The 18,201-nt window shown below is 72.0% G+C and carries 19 protein-coding genes and 2 pseudogenes; 10 read left to right on the plus strand and 11 right to left on the minus strand.

The genetic code is table 11. The features are described from left to right. Positions 1-40: 40 nt before the first annotated feature. The 4 genes and pseudogenes from IG90_RS0113085 to IG90_RS0113100 all read right to left on the minus strand — a co-directional run bounded on the left by IG90_RS0113085 (position 41) and on the right by IG90_RS0113100 (position 2,495). Positions 41-499 carry an ATP-binding protein gene (locus IG90_RS0113085; RefSeq protein WP_030582427.1) on the minus strand — a complete coding sequence of 153 codons (459 nt, stop codon included), beginning with the start codon at positions 497-499 and terminating at the stop codon, positions 41-43. A gap of 107 nt (positions 500-606) precedes the next feature. Further along, positions 607-891: pseudogene (locus tag IG90_RS41870) on the minus strand (hypothetical protein); the annotation flags it as partial. A gap of 155 nt (positions 892-1,046) precedes the next feature. After that, entirely contained in the window at positions 1,047-1,436 is a 390-nt protein-coding gene (locus IG90_RS0113095; protein WP_030582430.1) for a hypothetical protein, read from the minus strand. A 93-nt stretch (positions 1,437-1,529) separates the two neighbouring features. Further along, positions 1,530-2,495 (minus strand): LLM class F420-dependent oxidoreductase, encoded by a 966-nt coding sequence (locus IG90_RS0113100; protein WP_030582433.1) that lies wholly within the window; start codon positions 2,493-2,495, stop codon positions 1,530-1,532. Between the two features lie 88 nt (positions 2,496-2,583). Between IG90_RS0113100 and IG90_RS0113105 the strand changes: the two genes are divergently transcribed. From IG90_RS0113105 to IG90_RS0113115, 3 genes and pseudogenes are all read left to right on the plus strand, one after another. Next, positions 2,584-2,925, plus strand: a complete 342-nt coding sequence (locus tag IG90_RS0113105; protein WP_030582436.1) for a DUF6479 family protein — start codon at positions 2,584-2,586, stop codon at positions 2,923-2,925. A 195-nt stretch (positions 2,926-3,120) separates the two neighbouring features. Further along, positions 3,121-3,468 (plus strand): annotated as a pseudogene (locus IG90_RS41115) (cation diffusion facilitator family transporter); the annotation flags it as partial. Positions 3,469-3,611: 143 nt separating this feature from the next. Further along, positions 3,612-4,424 carry a VOC family protein gene (locus IG90_RS0113115; RefSeq protein WP_030582439.1) on the plus strand — a complete coding sequence of 271 codons (813 nt, stop codon included), beginning with the start codon at positions 3,612-3,614 and terminating at the stop codon, positions 4,422-4,424. Between the two features lie 6 nt (positions 4,425-4,430). Here the strand turns inward: IG90_RS0113115 and IG90_RS0113120 are convergent, their stop codons facing one another. Further along, positions 4,431-4,991, minus strand: a complete 561-nt coding sequence (locus IG90_RS0113120; RefSeq protein ID WP_030582442.1) for a DUF6328 family protein — start codon at positions 4,989-4,991, stop codon at positions 4,431-4,433. Positions 4,992-5,198: 207 nt separating this feature from the next. Here IG90_RS0113120 and IG90_RS0113125 point away from each other — a divergent pair, with 207 nt between their 5' ends. Continuing rightward, the gene (locus tag IG90_RS0113125) at positions 5,199-5,579 is read left to right on the plus strand and encodes a VOC family protein (protein WP_030582445.1); all 381 of its coding nucleotides are present in this window, start codon (positions 5,199-5,201) and stop codon (positions 5,577-5,579) included. An 85-nt stretch (positions 5,580-5,664) separates the two neighbouring features. Here IG90_RS0113125 and IG90_RS0113130 read toward each other — a convergent pair whose 3' ends face one another. Both IG90_RS0113130 and IG90_RS0113135 read right to left on the minus strand, forming a co-directional pair. Next, on the minus strand, positions 5,665-6,162 hold the full coding sequence (locus IG90_RS0113130; protein ID WP_030582448.1) for a GNAT family N-acetyltransferase: 498 nt from the start codon (positions 6,160-6,162) through the stop codon (positions 5,665-5,667). A 31-nt stretch (positions 6,163-6,193) separates the two neighbouring features. Then, positions 6,194-6,598: a DnaJ family domain-containing protein gene (locus IG90_RS0113135; protein WP_030582452.1), complete on the minus strand. Its 405-nt coding sequence runs from the start codon at positions 6,596-6,598 to the stop codon at positions 6,194-6,196. 225 nt (positions 6,599-6,823) lie between these two features. Here IG90_RS0113135 and IG90_RS0113140 point away from each other — a divergent pair, with 225 nt between their 5' ends. Together IG90_RS0113140 and IG90_RS39385 are read left to right on the plus strand one after the other, a co-directional pair. Beyond that, the gene (locus tag IG90_RS0113140) at positions 6,824-7,402 is read left to right on the plus strand and encodes a hypothetical protein (protein ID WP_030582455.1); all 579 of its coding nucleotides are present in this window, start codon (positions 6,824-6,826) and stop codon (positions 7,400-7,402) included. Continuing rightward, positions 7,399-7,794, plus strand: coding sequence for a hypothetical protein (locus IG90_RS39385; RefSeq protein ID WP_233435946.1), 396 nt, complete (start codon positions 7,399-7,401; stop codon positions 7,792-7,794). Before IG90_RS0113140 ends, IG90_RS39385 begins: the two co-directional genes overlap by 4 nt. Positions 7,795-7,881: 87 nt before the next feature. On the opposite strand, the gene IG90_RS0113150 is transcribed toward IG90_RS39385, so the two are convergent. Both IG90_RS0113150 and IG90_RS0113155 read right to left on the minus strand, forming a co-directional pair. Then, complete coding sequence (locus tag IG90_RS0113150; protein ID WP_030582461.1) at positions 7,882-8,679, minus strand: tyrosine-protein phosphatase; 798 nt, start codon at positions 8,677-8,679, stop codon at positions 7,882-7,884. A gap of 121 nt (positions 8,680-8,800) precedes the next feature. After that, positions 8,801-9,337 (minus strand): SHOCT domain-containing protein, encoded by a 537-nt coding sequence (locus IG90_RS0113155; protein WP_030582463.1) that lies wholly within the window; start codon positions 9,335-9,337, stop codon positions 8,801-8,803. A gap of 268 nt (positions 9,338-9,605) precedes the next feature. On the opposite strand from IG90_RS0113155, the gene IG90_RS0113160 reads away from it, so the two are divergent. From IG90_RS0113160 to meaB, 3 genes are read left to right on the plus strand one after another with little or no spacing between them, the layout of a single operon-like run. Then, positions 9,606-11,468: a methylmalonyl-CoA mutase family protein gene (locus IG90_RS0113160; protein WP_030582466.1), complete on the plus strand. Its 1,863-nt coding sequence runs from the start codon at positions 9,606-9,608 to the stop codon at positions 11,466-11,468. Beyond that, complete coding sequence (gene scpA, locus IG90_RS0113165) at positions 11,468-13,693, plus strand: methylmalonyl-CoA mutase (protein WP_030582469.1); 2,226 nt, start codon at positions 11,468-11,470, stop codon at positions 13,691-13,693. Before IG90_RS0113160 ends, scpA begins: the two co-directional genes overlap by 1 nt. A 12-nt stretch (positions 13,694-13,705) precedes the next feature. Continuing rightward, positions 13,706-14,725, plus strand: coding sequence for a methylmalonyl Co-A mutase-associated GTPase MeaB (gene meaB, locus IG90_RS0113170; protein WP_030582473.1), 1,020 nt, complete (start codon positions 13,706-13,708; stop codon positions 14,723-14,725). Positions 14,726-14,990: 265 nt separating this feature from the next. Here meaB and IG90_RS0113175 read toward each other — a convergent pair whose 3' ends face one another. Then, on the minus strand, positions 14,991-15,782 hold the full coding sequence (locus IG90_RS0113175) for an ABC transporter ATP-binding protein (RefSeq protein WP_030582476.1): 792 nt from the start codon (positions 15,780-15,782) through the stop codon (positions 14,991-14,993). Positions 15,783-15,930: 148 nt separating this feature from the next. On the opposite strand from IG90_RS0113175, the gene IG90_RS0113180 reads away from it, so the two are divergent. Then, complete coding sequence (locus IG90_RS0113180; RefSeq protein ID WP_030582479.1) at positions 15,931-16,938, plus strand: ABC transporter substrate-binding protein; 1,008 nt, start codon at positions 15,931-15,933, stop codon at positions 16,936-16,938. Positions 16,939-16,967: 29 nt separating this feature from the next. Here the strand turns inward: IG90_RS0113180 and IG90_RS0113185 are convergent, their stop codons facing one another. Then, positions 16,968-18,155, minus strand: a complete 1,188-nt coding sequence (locus IG90_RS0113185) for a M20 family metallopeptidase (protein WP_030582482.1) — start codon at positions 18,153-18,155, stop codon at positions 16,968-16,970. Between the last annotated feature and the right edge of the window lie 46 nt (positions 18,156-18,201).

An 18,201-nucleotide genomic window follows, 5' to 3' on the forward strand; every position in this document is an offset into this window, starting at 1 on the left:
GTTCCGCGTCGGCCGGGCGAGCGGGCCGCCTGTGGGGCGGTTACACGAGCGCCGCGAGGGGGCTGCGGCGGGCGGTGCGGACGCCGGGCAGCGGGGTGTACGGGAGCAGCCCCGCGGGCTGCGGCGCCTCGGCGTAGCGGGTGAACCAGACCACTTTGCCGTCCGTGGTCCGGCAGGTGCCCCAGCTGTCACTCAGGGCCATGACCCGGCTCAGCCCGCCGCCGGCCGGCAGCAGCCGGGGCATCCGGGCGCTGTTGTCCGCGACGGACACGGTCACGTGCCGTCCGGTCCAGCGGAGTTCGAGGACGCAGCTGTTGCCGTCGCCGACATGCCGGTGGACGTTTTCCAGGAGTTCGTCCAGGGCCCGGCACACCGGCCGGACGTGCAGGTCGAGACTCCAGTGACGAAGGTGTGCGGCGACGATCCGCCGCAGCTGGGAAACGCGCTCAGCCGACACCTGCATTTCGACCGAGTAGTGCCGGTCGAGTGGAACGGTCATCGTCGAGGCTCCTCACCACGAGGCCCACGCGCTTCACCCCGTCGTACTTTCACCCCGTCGTACGAACGACCCCCGAACACGAAGCGTGAGCGCTGATAACTTCTGGGTCACTCATTAGGGTGCGCCGCGTACGCCGGACGCGCAACAGCTGGGCCGTCCGTCCAGGTGGGAGGCGGTGCTCGGTCGCAGGAGGCAGGGCAGCAAGGTGTCCGGGTGGGGGGTTCGCGCAGCCGGGCCACCGCGTTCCCGATGGCGGCGGCGGTGCCGACGATCCCGATCGCGCCGATGCCCTTGGAGCCCATCGGGTCGAGGTGGCGGTCGTCCTCCTCGATCCAGTGCGCCTGGATGTCGGCCGTGTCCGCGCAGACGGGCACGCGGTAAGAGACGAGGTCCGGTCACCCGGTGAGACGGCGGGTGTGGCGGGGGCGCCACGCGGCTCGGCCTCGGCCCTGGGTTCGAGACCAGCTCCCAGAGCGAGGGAATCCATGCGTACGCCTTTCGCTTCGCCGCGGGGCGGGTGACCCCGGTCGTGTTCTCGTCCGGGCCGTCAGCGGGTCTCCAGCCGCAGCCTGACCTCCTGCTCCTGGTCCCCGGCGGCCGTGCCGACGACGCTCACCGCGAAGGCGCCGGTGAGGTGGGTCCGCAGCCGGTCGACGGCCCAGTAGCCGCCCTGGGCGTCCACCGTGACCGGTGCGGTGAGGCGGGCCGGGGTGGCGTCGGCCCTCGGTTCGGACACGTCGACGGTGGTGACCCAGACGGTCGGGCGGGGGCCGGAGACCGGCGCGGGGGTCTCGCCCATCGGGTGGTCCGAGGCGAAGGAGGCGGCGAGCACGTCGAACACGGTTCGCGCGTCCTGGGTGTCGCAGCGGCTGAGCGAGACCACCACCTCCCGGCCCGCCGGGTGATCCTCGCCGTTCTGTTCGGGGGTGCTGTTCACCGTGGTTCCTTCCGCTGGGGTGCCGGCCGTCGGGACCACTCCAGGCTGACCCCGTATCCGGCCGGCGGCGACACGGGAAGCGCGCGAAAGTGTCTAGAGCTCCCGCAGTGCGGGCAGTAGGGCTGTTCTCGCCCACTCGATGAAGGAGCGCTGGTGTTCCCCGCCCACCTGGACCAGGGCGATCTCGGTGAAGCCCGCGTCGGTGTAGGCGCGGACCGCGGCCACGAACTCCCCGACGTCCTGCCCGCACGGGATCGCGGAGGCGACGTCCTCGGGCCGGACGTGGCCGGTGGCCTGGGCGAAGGCGGCCGGGCCGGGGAGTTCGGCGTTGACCTTCCAGCCGCCCACCGACCAGCGGAACTGTTCGTGGGCGCGGGCGACCGCCGCGTCCCGGTCCCGGTCGTAGCAGACGGGGAGCTGGCCGACGCGGGGTTTGCCGGCGCCGCCGTGCCGGTCGAAGGCCTCCAGCAGAGAGCTCTTGGCCTCGGTGGCGATCACCAGGTCGGCGTGGGCTCCGGCGACCGCGCAGGAGTCCGGGCCGGAGACCGCGACGCCCACCGGGACGGGGGTCTCCGGCAGGTCCCACAGCCGGGCGTTCTCCACGTCGAAGTGGGTGCCGCGGTGGTTGAGGGTCCGCCCCTCCAGCAACTGCCGGATGATCCGCACGGACTCCTCCAGCATCTCCAGCCGTACGGGGGCCGCGGGCCAGCCACCGCCGACGACGTGCTCGTTGAGGTTCTCGCCGGAGCCGAGACCGAGCCGGAAGCGGCCCTCGGCGAGGATCTGCACCGTCGCCGCCTTCTGGGCGACGACAGCGGGGTGGTAGCGGGTGGTCGGGCAGGTCACATACGTCATCAGGCCGATGCGCGAGGTGGCCTGTGCCGCGGCGCCCAGCACCGCCCAGGCGTAGGGGGCGTGCCCCTGTTCCGCCAGCCAGGGGAAGTAGTGGTCGGAGGTGACCGAGAAGTCGAACCCGGCCTCTTCCGCCGCCATCACGTCGCCGACGAGCTCACGCGGTCCGGTCTGTTCGGTCATCATCGTGTAGCCGATTCGCACCATGCGAAACGCGTTTCCCGGGAGATACCCATAAAACATGAATTGATGTGAACAGCAGACTGATGCCCTCCTCCCGGGGTATGCGGGTTACATGGATGTTCTGAATGGAGTCAACGCAGTCGTGGTGTCCTCCGAGGTCCCGCTGGCGGCGAGCACGGGGGCCCTCGGGATCCTCCTGCCCATCGTGGCGCTGGCCGTCGTCGCCCTGCTGATCGGCGGCTTCATCCTCAGCAAGCGCAAGCACGACGCCGAGCCACCGCCGCCCCAGCCCTATGAGCAGCCGCGGAAGCCCGAGCGGCGCACCCACATCGAGCAGCGCGACCCGCATTCCTCCGACCAGTTCCCCGTGGACGGTCACGCCCTGACGCCGTACGAGCTCAAGGACCACGGCAACGGGCCGCTGCCGCCCGACGATGAGCGGCCTCGCGGCTGACCGGCCCGTACGGCGGGGGCGTCGCGCCGGCCCCCTCTGTTCAGGAGGTGGAGATGGCCGGCTCGGCCGCCGACCGACGTACCCGTCTCACGGTCCTGGTGGCGCTCGCGGCCAGCCGCGTGATCGCGGCGGCCACAACCTCGGGCGGGCTGGTCTCCGGCTCCCCCGCCCTGTTGTCGGAGGCAGCCCACTCGGGCGGCCTCGCCGGGGATCGGGCTGCTGCTCGTCTACGTGGCCTTCCGGCTCGGACGGGACGCCCGTGACCAGTTGATCGGCGAGTCCGTCGATCCCGGACTGCGCCGCGATCTGGTGGGCTTCCTGATGCGCCAGCACGAGATCGACAACGTCGCCGAGCTCCTCACGATGCGGCCGGGCATGGACTCGGTGCTGGTGGCGGCCCGCATCGACCTCGTCTCCGGCATCGACAGCGAGCGGGTGGAGGAGGTCTCGATGCGCGTCCGGGCGGCGATGTCCGGCCGGTGGCCGCAGGCCGACCAGATCTTCCTCGACATCACGAACGCCCCGCCGCGCGCCGGGCTGTGACCTGGGCGTGTCCGGCGGACCCGGCCCTGATCCGCCGGACACGCCATGACCCGCGTTGCGGGACCGGGCGGGCCGGTCAAGGCTGGTTGCTGGACCGCAGCGGCCGGGCATGACGCCGCTCCCGGAAGAAGGCAGTGGACCACATGACCGGAAGCGATCCCCGTACGGCCTCATCGGCGGCACCCCTGACGGGGCCGGCCGCACCGTGCTGGGTCACCCTCATGACCCGGGACCTGGCGGCCGCCGAGCGGTTCTACGCCCAGGTGCTGGGCTGGTCGTTCCGCCCCGGGCGGCTCGGGGCGGACTTCTCCGTGGCCTACCGCGGCGAGGTGCCGGTGGCCGGTGTCTTCGCCGTCTCGTCGGCGTACCACGTCGCGGTGGCCTGGACGCCGTACTTCGCGGTGGAGGACGCGAACGTGGCCGCCGCCCGGGTCCGCGAGCGCAGCGGGACCGTGGCGGTGGGGCCGCTGACGCTCGGCGCGGGGCGCGGGGTGCTGGCATCGGACCGGGACGGGGCGTCCTTCGGCCTCTGGGAGCGCTCCGAACCCTCCACCTCGCCTCCGGCCCCGGCCGACCACGCACACGCCTGGCTGCGACTGCGGACCCGGAACGCCTTCGACGCGGCGATCTTCTACGGCGAGGTACTCGACTGGGCGAGCGGGCGGCCGGGGTGCTGCGATGTGGCATACGAGGGCGAGGAGGTCATCGTGCGGTGCGAGGGGCATCCGCTGGCCCGGATCAGCTCCGGAGCCGTGGAGGCCGCGGTCGACCCGTGGGTACGCCCGCACTGGCAGGTCCAGTTCCCGGTGACGGACCTCGCGGCGACGGTCGCCGCGGCCGGACGGCACGGCGGCGCCCTCGTCGAGGAGCGCACCGGCTTCGGGGGCACCGAGGTCACGCTGCGGGATGCGGACGGCGCGCTGTTCGCGGTGACCAATGTGCGCAGCCCGGCCTGACCGGCTCTAAGGCCTGTCGTCGCTCCCCCCGGCGGGCGGCTCTCCCCCGCCGTCCCCTTCCCCGCCCTCGTCATCGTTCCCGTCCTCGCGCCGGGCGGAGCGCCCTCGGGCCAGGGCCCACACCGGGAAGACGAACCAGCAGGCCAGGAACCACAGGGCCATCGCGCCGACCAGCCACAGGGCCAGCTGGTTGTGGAGGGCGACGCGCAGGATCAGCAGGAGCGCCGAGCACATCGTGCCGAAGAGCAGCACCAGGCCGAGAACGGTCATCCTGGACGCCCAGATGACCGTTTCGGGCTTCATCCGGCGGCCGGTGAGGAGCCGGTGGTACGACACCGGGCCGATGAGCGCCGCCGCGGTCGCCGAGCCCAGCATGACCGTGACGACGTAGATGTTCCGGTCGGTGTCCCCCAGGTCCTCGAACCGCGACTGGAAGACCACCGCGAGCAGGAAGCCGAAGAGGATCTGCACCCCGGTCTGTGCGACGCGCAGTTCCTGGAGGAGTTCGGACCACTGCCGGTCCGCCCGCTCCTCCTCAGTCTCCTGACGGCCTCTGCTGGATGTCACCTGGCCTCCCTTCCTCCTCAAGAGCCCCCGGGCTGGGGTGGCGGCGTCCCGATTGCCGGATCTCACAGGTTCCCCGCGGTGACGGGCGTAACCCCGTGGACCGGTGCGTACGGCGTGCCTATGATCACCGCAGGGCATCGCGCGTCGGTCACCGGCCGGGTGAGGCGTGGAGGTAGCCCGTGAGATGCCCGTTGGAGGCATTCCACCGTGTCAGTCGAGTTGAACCACACCATCGTCCATTGCCGGGACAACCGCGAGTCCGCCGGATTTCTGGCGGATCTGCTGGGCCTGACGGTCGGAGATGAGTGGGGGCCGTTCATTCCGGTCGTTCTCGCGAACAGCGTCACGCTGGATTTCGCGACGGTTCCCGCCGCTTCGATCACCCCGCAGCACTACGCCTTCCTCATCTCGGAGGCGGAGTTCGACACCGCGTTCGCGAAGATCAAGGAGCTGGGAATCGACTACTACGCCGATCCCCATCAGAAGCTGCCCGGCGAGATCAACCACAACGACGGCGGTCGGGGCGTGTACTTCCCCGATCCGAGCGGTCATGGTCTGGAGCTGATCACTCGCCCGTACGGCGGCTGATCACCACCGGCCGCCCCCCCTGCCTCGTCCTCGAGCCCGGCCGCACAACGCGGCCGGGCTTCGGCCGTGCCGGGCCCAGCGCGCCTCAGCCGGTCCGCAGCAGCAACTCGGGGCGGTCCCACATCACGGCCGGCGGGTTGGCCCGGACCGTGCCGACGGGTTCGGCGCCGATGCTCCGGTAGAAGCCCTCCGCGGGCGGGTGGGAAACGATCCGGACGCCCGTGAGGCCGGCGCTCCGGGCCTCCTCACGCAGATGCGAGATGAGCAGTCGGCCGATGCCGAGCCCCTGGGCCGAGTCGGCGACGAACATCAGGTCCAGTTCCGGCGGATCGAGGAGCAGTGCGTAGAAGCCGAGGACCTGGCCCGTACCGCTGTCCGCCGCGACGAAGACCCGGTGCGTCCCGATGTAGTCCGGGCCGATCCGGTAGCCCTCGACCATCGGTGCGTACGGGCCTTCGTAGGCGCGTGATGTGCGCACCAGCCGGGTCAGCCGGCCGGCGTCGCCCGCCCCGGCCCGGCGGACCACCACGTCGGCACGGTGCGGGGCGCGCCCGCGTCGGCGTCCTGCCCTGTCCGATCCCATACAGCGAGTATGACCCAGCGTGACGGCCGCTTCAGGCCGATCGGCGTTCCTCGCGCCAGCGGCGTACGGTCCCGTCCACGTCGAAGGGCTTCAGCTGCAGCGGCGGGCCCTCGGGAGGCATCCGGATCGCCCGCTCGATCTTCTCGTTCACCTCGGTCAGGATGCGCCGCACCTCGGCCTCGGTGCGGGCCGCGGAGACCGCGCCGGGCACATCCTCCGCCTCTTTGCGCAGGGCCAGCGCGGGCGGCAGCATCGACACGCCCTCCCGCTGCATCTTCTGCTTGATCCACCAGGCCTCGTCGTACGGGCGCTCCAGGCCGGCGATCGGCTTGCCGAAGCCCGGGAGCGCGGAGAAGTCGCCGCGCTGTTCCGCCTCGTGGATCTGCCGGTCGACCCAGGATTCGAAACTGACTCCCGGTGGCTTGCGCTCCGTCATCGCGTGCCCCTCCGACCTGCCGCCGATCCGACTCCTTGACCCTACCCAACCCAGAACGCCGCGCGGAGCCTTCCGCCGCCGGGCGGCTGCCTCGAACCGGGATCCGGGGGTACACGAACTCCTGCACACCGTTCGGCGATCGACGCCGGGCCCGGACCGAAAGGGGTTGACCACTGTGCGACAGCAGATCTACGTACCGGCCGATGAGCGTTGGGGGCGGTAGCCATGACGACAGCGATCATCATCATCGCCGTGGTCGCCGTGGTGGCCATCGCCGCGTTCTTCCTGCTCCGTGGACGCCTCGCCGGCGGCCGGGGACTGCGCAGCCGCTTCGGACCGGAGTACGAGCGCGTGGTCGCCCGGCACAACGGCGACACCACGGCGGCCGAGCAGGAGCTCCGCGATCGGGTGAAGCGACACGGGCACCTGGAGGAGCGCCCGCTGACCGACGGGGCCCGCGCGGGTTACGCCGCCCGCTGGGCGAGCGTCCAGGAACTGTTCGTCGAATCGCCGGAGCGGGCGCTCACCGAAGCCGACGCGCTGCTGGCCGACCTGTCGCGCGAGCGCGGCTTCCCGGCCGGCGAGGACTTCGAGGACCGTACGGACGCGCTCTCCGTCCACCACGCCACGCACGTCGAGGGCTACCGCCGGGTGCACACCGCGCGGCGTGGGGAGGCGAGCACCGAGGAGATGCGCGAGGCCCTGATCGAGGCCCGCGGGCTCTTCGACGCCCTCCTCGCGGACGGCCCGTCGGGGCATGAGCACGGCAACCGGCACCTGGTGAAGGGACGCGGCACATCATGACGCAGACATCCGACGGAACGACTCCCCTGCCCGGCGGAACGGACCACGCCGAGCACGCCGAACCCGGGCCGGCGACCGCACGGGGCCCCGTCGCCGAGGACGGCCGGCGCCCCGGGCGGCCGCTGTTCACCGCCGAGGAGCAGGAGGCGTTCGCCGCCCGGATCCAGCAGGCGGTGACCGGGTTCGTGGAGGATCCGCAGCGGGCGGTACGGGACGCCGACGCCACCTTCGGGGAGGCCGTCGCGAGCCTCGGTGCCGCCCTGGAGGAACGCGGGCGGCGACTGCGCGCCGGAAAGGGCGGGAGCGACTCGGCCACCGGGGCGGGGACCGAGGATCTGCGGATCGCCCTCCAGCACTACCGCGACCTGACGGAACGCCTCGTACGCCTGTAGCCGGGCCTTGCCCGGAGCGCGGTGCGGGGGCCGGTCCGGCCGGGTGATTCCGGGCGGACCGGCCCCCGCACCGCGTTCTCCGTCACTTCAGCCACGGATGACCAGGCCGTCGCGCAGCCGCTCCAGTGCGGCGTCGGGCACGCGCAGCCCGTTGCGCACATAGCCGTCGAGGCCGCCCCAGCGCTCGTCCATGGCGTCGAGCGCCACGTCCAGGTAGCGAGGGCGGACCTCGATGATCGCCGCGGCGACGGCGGGGTCGCCCCCGCCGTCCAGGAACTTCGCCACGTACGGGGCGAAGGCGGCCCGTACGGCGGGATTGACCGCGAGGAAGTCCGACCGCACCGTCGCGCGGGCCGCTCCCAGGATCATCAGCAGGACGGCTGCCGCCCAGCCGGTACGGTCCTTGCCGGCCGTGCAGTGGAAGAGCACCGGGCGCGCACCGGGGTCGGCCGCCGTCTCCAGGAAGGCGCGGTAGGCGGCCGCGGCGCCGGGCGAGAGGACCATCTTCCGGTAGGTCTCGGCGAACAGTTCCTCGGCCCGGCCGCCCCCCAGCGTCCGCTCCGCCTCGACCGGGTCGGCGAGCAGGGACCGCAGCCGGGCGGGCGCCACGCCCGGGTGGTCGCCCAGGACGTCGGCGACGAAGAGCCTGGCCCGGTCCGGCAGCCGGTCCGGGGCCCACTGGCGCTCGTCGGCGGTGCGCAGGTCCACGACGGTGCGGATACCGAGTGCGGACACCGCCCGGTCGTTCTCGGGGTCGAACTCGCTCAGCTGGCCCGAGCGGAACAGGACGCCCTGCCGCACCCGGCGGTCACGGCCCAGGGCGATGCCGCCCAGGTCGCGCAGATTGACAACGGTGGCGGCCGGAACGGTCCGGGCGGTCTGCACGATGAACTGCCTCTTTCCCCGATGAATTCCAGGAATTCCACATATCAGGATCAACGTCGCATGCGGCAAGGAATGCACCACCGGAAAACGCCGGGCGGCACCCCGGGGCGCCGGCCGGACCTCAGTCCGACAGGAGTTTCGTCTTCTGCTCCACGAACTCGGCGTCGGTGAGGACCTCCCGCTTCCGCAGTTCGGCGAGCCGCTCCAGCCGGGTGATGATGTCGTCTCCCGCGGCATCCTCCTCGCCGGAACCACCGGACCCACCGTCCCCGTCGGCGCCGAGGCGCTCGTGCGCGACGAAGGTTCCGCCCGCCTCGCGCGCCGTACGGGCGAGCTGTGTGGTCCACAGGTCCTCCCGGACGACGATCGCCACGGCATCACCCGTCGGCACGCTCCCGTCGAGCCGGTCGACGTCCGCCGCGCCCAGTACCGCCGCCGCCCCGCCCTCCGCCGCATCGGCGGGAACCGTTCCCTCGGGGTCCAGCTCCCGCAGTTCCACCGGGGTCAGCGCGCCACCCCCGGCCCGACGGACGAAGGCCAGGTCGCCGGCGCGTACGGCTCCGGATGACACGGCGTCGGCGAGCGCGGGGGCGACCGACCCGGCGAAGCGACTGCCGGGGAAAGCGATGACGAGGTACTCCACAGGTCCGACGGCCACGGTCGTGTCCTCTCCGTATCCCGGCGGCCGCAGGGGCGCCGGGGTGGATACGGCATTCCAGGGATGGCATAAGAAATCAGGAAACTTCCCACATAATATGCATCAGTGTCCCGATTCATCCCGATGTCGAGGGTCGCCGTGTTGCCCATGGTCCGTCCGTCACGCCGGTTACGCGACTGTATGTAAAGGATCAAGTACATGTTCGAGAGGGCAAGGTCACAGCAGGTGCCCCTGCTGCTGGTTCGGCGCGCTGGCCTAGCATCTGAGCATGACGGTCCAGCCTGCTGACGGGCTCTCTCCGGCCGCCGCGTTCCCCGACCCCTCCCATGACCAGTGGCAGAGCCTCGTCGAAGGCGTTCTGCGCAAGTCGGGCAAGGAAGTCTCGGGCTCGGCCGCCGAGGAAGCGCTGTCCACCACACTGGAGGACGGGCTCACCACCCGCCCCCTCTACACCGCGCACGACGAGTCGCCGGACACCGGCTTTCCCGGCTTCGCCCCCTTCACCCGGGGCAGCAGGGCCGAAGGGAACGCGGCCGGCGGCTGGGACGTGCGCCAACGCCACAGCCTGACCGACCCCGCCCGGTTGAACGAGGCGGTGCTCGGCGATCTGGAGAACGGGGTCACCTCGCTCTGGCTCACGGTGGGCGGTCCGGCGGGCGTCCCCGTCGACGGGCTCGCCCGGGCGCTCGACGGCGTGTACCTCGACCTCGCACCCGTCGCCCTCGACGCCCCGGCCGACCTGGACGCCGCGGCGACGGAACTGCTGCGGCTGTACGAGGAACGCGGCGTCGCCCAGCACCAGGCGCGCGGCACGCTGGGCGCCGACCCGCTCGGCCACGAGGCCCGGACGGGCGTCGAGGCGGACCTCGCCCCCGCCGTGCGCTGGGCACAGCGATGCGAGGCCGCATACCCGGAACTGCGGGCCATCGCCGTGGACGCGCTGCCGTACCACGAGGCGGGCGGTTCGGCCGGCGAGGAGCTGGGGCTCTCCCTGGCCACCGGCGTCGCCTATCTGCGGGCCCTGACCGGTGCCGGGATGAGCGTGGAGGCGGCCTGCGGGCAGCTGGAGTTCCGTTACGCGGCCACCGCCGACCAGTTCCTGACCATCGCCAAGCTGCGCGCGGCGCGCCGGCTGTGGGCGAGGGTCGCCGAGGCCTGCGGTGCTCCCGCCGCCGGTGCCCAGCGGCAGCACGCCGTCACCTCGCCGGTGATGATGACGCGCCGCGACCCGTGGGTGAACATGCTGCGCACCACGCTGGCCACGCTGGGCGCGGGCGTCGGCGGTGCGGACTGCGTGACCGTTCTGCCGTTCGATCACGCGCTGGGCCTGCCGGACGCGTTCGCGCGGCGGATCTCCCGTAACACCTCGACGATCCTCATGGAGGAGTCGCACCTGGCGCGGGTCATCGACCCGGCGGGCGGTTCCTGGTACGTGGAGCGGCTGACGGACGAACTCGCTGCGGCCGCCTGGGCGCTCTTCCAGGAGACCGAGCGGGTCGGCGGACTGCCCGCCGCTTTGCGCTCCGGGATGGTCGCGGAGCGGCTCGCCGCGACCTGGGCGGCGCGCAGTGCGAAGCTGGCCCGCCGCAAGGAGCCGATCACCGGGGTCAGCGAGTTCCCGATGCCCGGCGAGCGTCCGGTGGAGCGCGAGCCGGCGGCCGACGCGTACGCCGGGGCTCCGGGCGGTCTGCCCCGGGTCCGGCGGGACGAGGCGTTCGAGGCGCTGCGCGCCCGGTCGGACGCGCACCTCGCGGCGACCGGAAGCCGCCCGAAGGTGTTCATCGCCGCGCTCGGCCCGGCCGCCGCGCACACCCCGCGGGTCTCGTTCGCCGTCAACCTCTTCGGGGCGGGCGGGATCGAGGCGGTGCACGATCCGGTGTCGGTGGACGCGGGCACGGCTGCCGACGCGCTGACCGCCTCCGGGGCGGCACTCGCCGCTCTGTGTTCGTCGGACGCGCTGTACGCCGAGCAGGCGGAGCAGGTGGCCGGTGCGCTCAAGTCGGCGGGAGCCGCGCAGGTGTTCCTCGCCGGCCGGCCCGGCGAGTACGCCGGTGTCGACAGTTACATCTTCGCGGGCTGCGACGCGGTCGCCGTTCTCACCTCCGTACTCGACCGCATGGGAGTGGCGTGATGCCGACATCGCCCACGGAACGGAAGCCCTCCGTTCCCGACTTCTCCGACGTGCCGTTGGCGTCCACCGCACCGCCCGCCGGATCCGCCGGGGAGTGGCAGGCGGCCGTGACCAAGGCGGCCGACGACGCCGAGGCCCCGCTCTGGGAGACGCCCGAGGGCATCACGGTCAAGCCGCTCTACACCGGCGAGGACCTGGAGGGCCTGGACGCGCTGCACTCGTACCCGGGCATCGCCCCGTATCTGCGCGGGCCCTACCCGACGATGTACGTCAACCAGCCCTGGACGATCCGTCAGTACGCCGGGTTCTCCACGGCCGAGGAGTCCAACGCCTTCTACCGGCGCAACCTCGCGGCCGGACAGAAGGGGCTGTCGGTCGCCTTCGACCTGCCGACCCACCGGGGTTACGACAGCGACCACCCCCGGGTGACCGGTGACGTCGGCATGGCCGGGGTGGCGATCGACTCGATCTACGACATGCGTCAGTTGTTCGACGGCATTCCGCTGGACCGGATGTCGGTGTCGATGACGATGAACGGCGCGGTGCTCCCCGTGCTGGCGCTGTACATCGTGGCGGCCGAGGAACAGGGCGTACCGCCCGAGAAGCTGGCCGGGACCATTCAGAACGACATTCTGAAGGAGTTCATGGTCCGCAACACCTACATCTATCCGCCGTCTCCCTCGATGCGGATCATCTCCGACATCTTCGCGTTCACCTCAAGGAAGATGCCGCGCTACAACTCCATCTCGATCTCCGGCTATCACATCCAGGAGGCCGGGGCGACGGCCGATCTGGAGCTGGCGTACACGCTGGCCGACGGCGTGGAGTATCTGCGCGCCGGGCAGGAAGCCGGTCTGGACGTCGACGCGTTCGCGCCGCGGCTGTCGTTCTTCTGGGCGATCGGCATGAACTTCTTCATGGAGGTCGCGAAGCTGCGGGCGGCCCGGCTCCTGTGGGCGCGACTGGTGAAGCAGTTCGACCCGAAGAACCCCAAGTCGCTGTCCCTGCGCACCCATTCGCAGACCTCGGGCTGGTCGCTGACCGCGCAGGACGTGTTCAACAACGTGACGCGTACGTGCGTGGAGGCGATGGCCGCGACGCAGGGGCACACCCAGTCGCTGCACACCAACGCCCTGGACGAGGCGCTGGCGCTGCCCACCGACTTCTCGGCGCGGATCGCCCGTAACACCCAGCTCCTGCTCCAGCAGGAGTCCGGTACCTGCCGGGTCATCGACCCGTGGGGCGGCAGCGCGTACGTGGAGAAGCTGACGCGCGACCTCGCGGACCGGGCCTGGCAGCACATCGAGGAGGTGGAGGCGGCCGGCGGGATGGCGAAGGCCATCGACGCGGGCATCCCCAAGCTCCGGGTGGAGGAGGCCGCCGCGCGCACGCAGGCGCGGATCGACTCCGGGCGGCAGCCGGTGATCGGGGTCAACAAGTACCGGGTGGAGACCGACGAGAAGATCGATGTGCTCAAGGTCGACAACTCCTCGGTGCGCACCCAGCAGATCGACAAGCTGCGCCGGCTGCGCGAGGAGCGCGACGAGACGGCGTGCCAGGAGGCGCTGCGGGCGCTGACGGCCGCGGCCGTGCGCGACCCGGGTCCGGGCCTGGAGGGCAATCTGCTGGCGCTGGCGGTCGACGCGGCGCGGGCGATGGCCACGGTCGGGGAGATCTCGGACGCGTTGGAGGAGGTGTACGGGCGGCATGCCGGGCAGATCCGTACGATCTCCGGTGTGTACCGCAAAGAGGCAGGGGATTCCCCTTCGGTGGACCGCACCCGCGCGCTGGTCGACGCGTTCGAGGAGGCGGAGGGCCGCCGTCCGCGCATCCTGGTCGCCAAGATGGGGCAGGACGGCCACGACCGGGGCCAGAAAGTGATCGCCACGGCCTTCGCCGACCTGGGCTTCGACGTGGACGTCGGCCCGCTGTTCCAGACGCCGGGCGAGGTGGCGCGGCAGGCCGTCGAGGCCGACGTGCACATCGTGGGCGTCTCCTCGCTGGCGGCGGGGCACCTGACCTTGGTGCCCGCGCTGCGCGAGGAGCTGGCCGCCGAGGGGCGCGAGGACATCATGATCGTGGTGGGCGGGGTGATTCCGCCGCAGGACATCGAGGCCCTGCACGAGGCGGGCGCCGCTTCGGTCTTCCCGCCGGGGACGGTGATCCCGGACGCGGCCCACGACCTGGTGACGCGGCTCGGCGCCGCGCTCGGCCACGAGCTGTGAGCCGCTGACCGGATGGCTGCGAAGATCGACATCGACGGTTACGTCCAGGGAGTGCTCGACGGGAAGCGCGCGTTCGTGGCGCGTGCGATCACGCTCGTCGAGTCGACGCGGGCCGAACACCGGTTGCTGGCACAGCAGTTGCTGAGCCGGTTGCTGCCGCACGCGGGGGCGGCCCGGCGGATCGGGATCAGCGGGGTGCCGGGCGTGGGCAAGTCCACGTTCATCGACGCGCTCGGCACGATGCTCACGGGGCTCGGGCACCGGGTGGCGGTGCTTGCGGTCGACCCGTCCTCCAGCCGTACGGGCGGTTCCATCCTGGGCGACAAGACCCGGATGGAACGCCTCGCGGTGGACCCGGCCGCCTTCGTCCGCCCCTCCCCCACGGCGGGCACGCTGGGCGGGGTGGCCAAGGCGACCCGGGAGTCCATCGTGGTGATGGAGGCGGCGGGGTACGACGTGGTGCTGGTCGAGACCGTGGGCGTCGGACAGTCGGAGACGGCGGTGGCCAACATGGTCGACACGTTCCTGCTGCTGACCCTGGCCCGGACCGGCGACCAGTTGCAGGGCATCAAGAAGGGCGTCCTGGAGCTGGCGGACGTCATCGCGGTGAACAAGGCCGACGGCCCGCACGAACGCGACGCCCGCTCGGCGGCCCGCGAACTGGCGGGTGCGCTACGGCTGATGCACCCGGCGGACGCGGCCTGGACGCCCCCCGTACTCACGTGCAGCGCGCGCGAGTCGCTCGGCCTGGACACCCTGTGGGAGCGGCTGGAGCAGCACCGTGCGGTCCTGGAGTCGACCGGGCGGCTCGCGGCCAAGCGCCGGGACCAGCAGGTGGACTGGACGTGGACGATGGTCCGCGACGAGCTGCTGGACGGTCTGCGCAGCCACCCGGAGGTGCGGAAGCTGGCGCCGGAGCTCGAACAGCGGGTCCGGGAGGGCACGTTGACGGCGACCCTGGCCGCCGAGGAGATCCTCGGCGTGTATCGCGGAGGCACGCTCCGTGGCGGGGGTGCGGGAGAGTCCGCCTGAACGCGTCGGCCCATGGGGCGGATACGGACCGAGGGGCCCCCGGACGGAGGGCCCCTCGGCGTTTCGGGCGCCTGCGGGCCGGCGTGGGGTGGCGGTGTCTGAGAGCCTGTCGGGTGACCTCTGATCGGGCGGACACGCCCTGGCACGCACGCTTCCGGTGTTGCCGAAATATCCTGATAGCTCCGCTAGGAGGACCTCTCGACGCCTGGGAACCGCACGCACCGGACCGCGTCCGCTTTCCGATCGAAGGCCACCTGACAGGCTCTCAGACACCGACGGCGGGCGCCCGCACGGTCGGTACGACGACGGGCGCCCCGTCGGAGGTCGCGGTGAGGATCTCCGCCTCGATGCCGTAGAGCTCCTGGACGAGTGCGGCGTCCACGGTCTCGCGGGGCGGCCCCGAGGCGATGATCCGCCCGTCGCGCATGGCGACCAGGGTGTCGGCGTACCGCGCGGCGGCGGCGAGGTCGTGGACGACCATGACGATGGTGCGGCCCTGTGCGGCGACTTCGCGGACCAGGTCCAGGACCTCCACGGCGTGGCCGATGTCGAGGGCGCTGGTGGGCTCGTCGAGCAGGACGACGGGGGTCTCCTGGGCGAGGGCCATGGCGAGCCAGCAGCGCTGTCGCTGGCCGCCGGAGAGCTGGTCGATCCGGCGGCCGGCCAGAGCCGCGGTGCCGGTGGCCTCCAGGGCGCGGGTGACGGCCGCCTCGTCCTCCTGCGACCACTGGCGGAAGAGGCCCTGGTGGGGGTGGCGTCCGTACCGTACGAGTCCGGCGACGGTGACCGCCTCGGGGGCCTGCGGGGCCTGGGGCAGCAGGGCGATGCGGTGGGCGGCGTCGCGCTGGCGCAGCTGCCAGATGTCGGCGTCGCCGACGGACACCGTGCCGGAGCGGGGCTGGTGGAGGCGGGCCATGGAGCGCAGGAGGGTCGATTTGCCGCAGCCGTTGGGGCCGACGATCGCCACGACCTGTCCGGAGGGGACCGTCAGGTCGACCTGGTCCACGGCGGTATGACCGGTGTATCCAGCGGTGAGCTGTTCGACACGGATTTCCACAGGGACCGGCCTTTCCGAAGGTATGGGGCACCATTTGCCCGATGCCACTAAAGTAAGGCTAACCTTAGCTCGCTCACGAGCCGACGGCCGCATCAGTGCGACCGTCCGGCCGTCACCGCTTCATGTCCCGTTGAACCCGGAGTCCTTGATGATCCTGCACCACCGCCCCGCCCGCGCCGCCGTCCGAAGAGCGGCGCAAGCAGTCGCCACGCTCGGAGCCGCCGCCCTGCTCCTTACGGCCTGCGGCACGGACTCCGACTCGGGCAAGTCCTCCGGGGACAAGGCCGGCAAGGCGGACAGCGCCTCCTCCGCGACCCGCACGGTCAAGGACGCCACCGGAAAGGCCGTGGAGATACCGGCGGAGCCCAAGCGCATCGTCACCCTGACCCAGGAGGACCTGGACGCGGTGCTGGCCCTGGACCTCAAGCCGGTCGGCATCACCAACGGGCAGGGCCTGGACAAGCCCCCGGCCTACCTCGCCGACAAGGTCGAGGGCATCGACATCGTGGGCAACCTCCTGCAGCCGGTCATGGACAAGGTCGTCGCCGCGAAGCCCGACCTGATCCTCGCCGGTGACATGCAGGACGAGCAGGTACTCGAGCAGCTCCGCGAGATCACCCCGGCCACGCTGGTGACGATGGCGCCGGCGGACGACTGGAAGCTGTTCTTCCGCGGTATCGGCAACGCCGTCAACAAGCTCGACGACGCCAACAGGTTCATCACCGACCACGAGGCCGCCGCCAAGGCCGCCGGCGAGAAGCTCGGTACCCACAAGGGCGCCGAGGTCTCGATCGTCCGCTGGAACCCGGACGGGCCGAGCTGGATGGAGAACAAGCAGTTCGCCAGTGGCATCGCCCTGGAGATGGGGCTGAAGCGGCCCAAGTCCCAGAACAAGGACGGCAACGCCCACACGCCCTCGCTGAGCCTGGAGAAGATCAACGAGATCGACGGCGACTGGCTGTTCCTGTCGACGCTGACCTCGGACGGCGAGAAGGCGCTCAAGGACGTCCGGTCCAAGCCCGCCTACAAGGAGCTGGGCGCCGTCAAGAACGGCCACGCGGTGACCGTCGACGGCTCGGTGTGGTCCACGCGCGGTGGCCCGCTCGCCGCCGACGTCGTCCTGGACGACTACGTCAAGGCGCTCTCGGCCAAGTGACCTTCGGGTGACCTTCACGGCGTGCTCCGTCAGCCGCAGGCGCGGGCCGCGGTCCTGGCGGCGGCGAAGTCGGCGGCCGTCCACGCCATGCCCACCGCACCGTCGAGCAGCGCCTGTTCGGCCGCCGGGGAGAGCGCCGCCTCGGCGAACGCGGCCTCGTGCGGGCCACAGGCTCCCCCGCTGATGTCGAGCACCGGGTGGATGGACGGCACCACGTGCGAGACGTTGCCCATGTCGGTGCAGGCGAACGGCGGGCGCTCGACGGGTTCGGCGCGGCCGAGTTCGCGGGCGTTCACGGTCCAGAGCCCGATCAGCTCCGGGTCGCCCCGGAAGTCGAGGTAGTCGGGCTCGGGGCGCTCCAGGGTCACTTCGCAGCCGGTGGCGAGCGCCCCGGCGCGGAAGCAGTCCTCGACCCGCTGCCGCAGCTCCCGCAGGTCCTCGGCGGCCAGTGCCCGCATCTCGTACGTGGCGGTGGCCCGGTCGGGTATCGCGTTGGGCGCGGTTCCGGCGGCGGTGGTGATGCCGTGCACCCGCCACTGCGGGGGCAGTTGCTGGCGCAGGAGGCCCAGGGCGACCTGGGCGACGGTCAGCGCGTCGGCGGCGTTGCGGCCCTCGTGCGGGTTGAGGCTGGGGTGCGCGGCGCGGCCGGTGTAGGTGACGTCGAGGGTGCCGAGCGCGAAGGAGCGGAAGTCGGCCATCTCGAAGGGGCAGGGGTGCACCATCATCGCGGCGTCCACCCCGTCGAAGGCTCCGGCGTCCAGCAGCAGCGCCTTGCCCGCCCCGCGCTCCTCGGCGGGGGTGCCGATGACCCTTACGGTCAGGCCGAGTTCGTCCGCGTGGGGGGCGAGGCCGAGGGCCGCGCCGACTCCGGCGGCGGCGATGAGGTTGTGCCCGCAGGCGTGGCCGAGGCCGGGCAGGGCGTCGTACTCGCAGGCGATGGCCACGGTGACGGGTCCGGTGCCGATCGTGGCGCGAAACGCCGTGTCCAGGCCGTGCGCGGGGGCGGTGACCTCGAAGCCGTGCGCGGCGAGGAGTTCGGAGCAGAGCGCGGCGGCCTTGTGTTCCTCGAAGGCGGTCTCGGGCTCGGCGTGCAGGCGCCGGCTCAGGTCGAACAGGGCCGGGGCGTGTTTGCCGACCGTCTCCCGCACGGCGCTCCTGAGCGCACGGATCCGCTCGTCGGCCCGCGTCTCGGGGCGGAGGGCTGCGGGGACGGTCATGGGCTCTCCTTGCGTTCCGGACCGCTCCGTGGCGGTCGCCTGCACT

The organism is Streptomyces anulatus (genome assembly GCF_000721175.1).
In the GTDB taxonomy this organism is placed as follows: Bacteria; Actinomycetota; Actinomycetes; order Streptomycetales; family Streptomycetaceae; genus Streptomyces; species Streptomyces anulatus_C.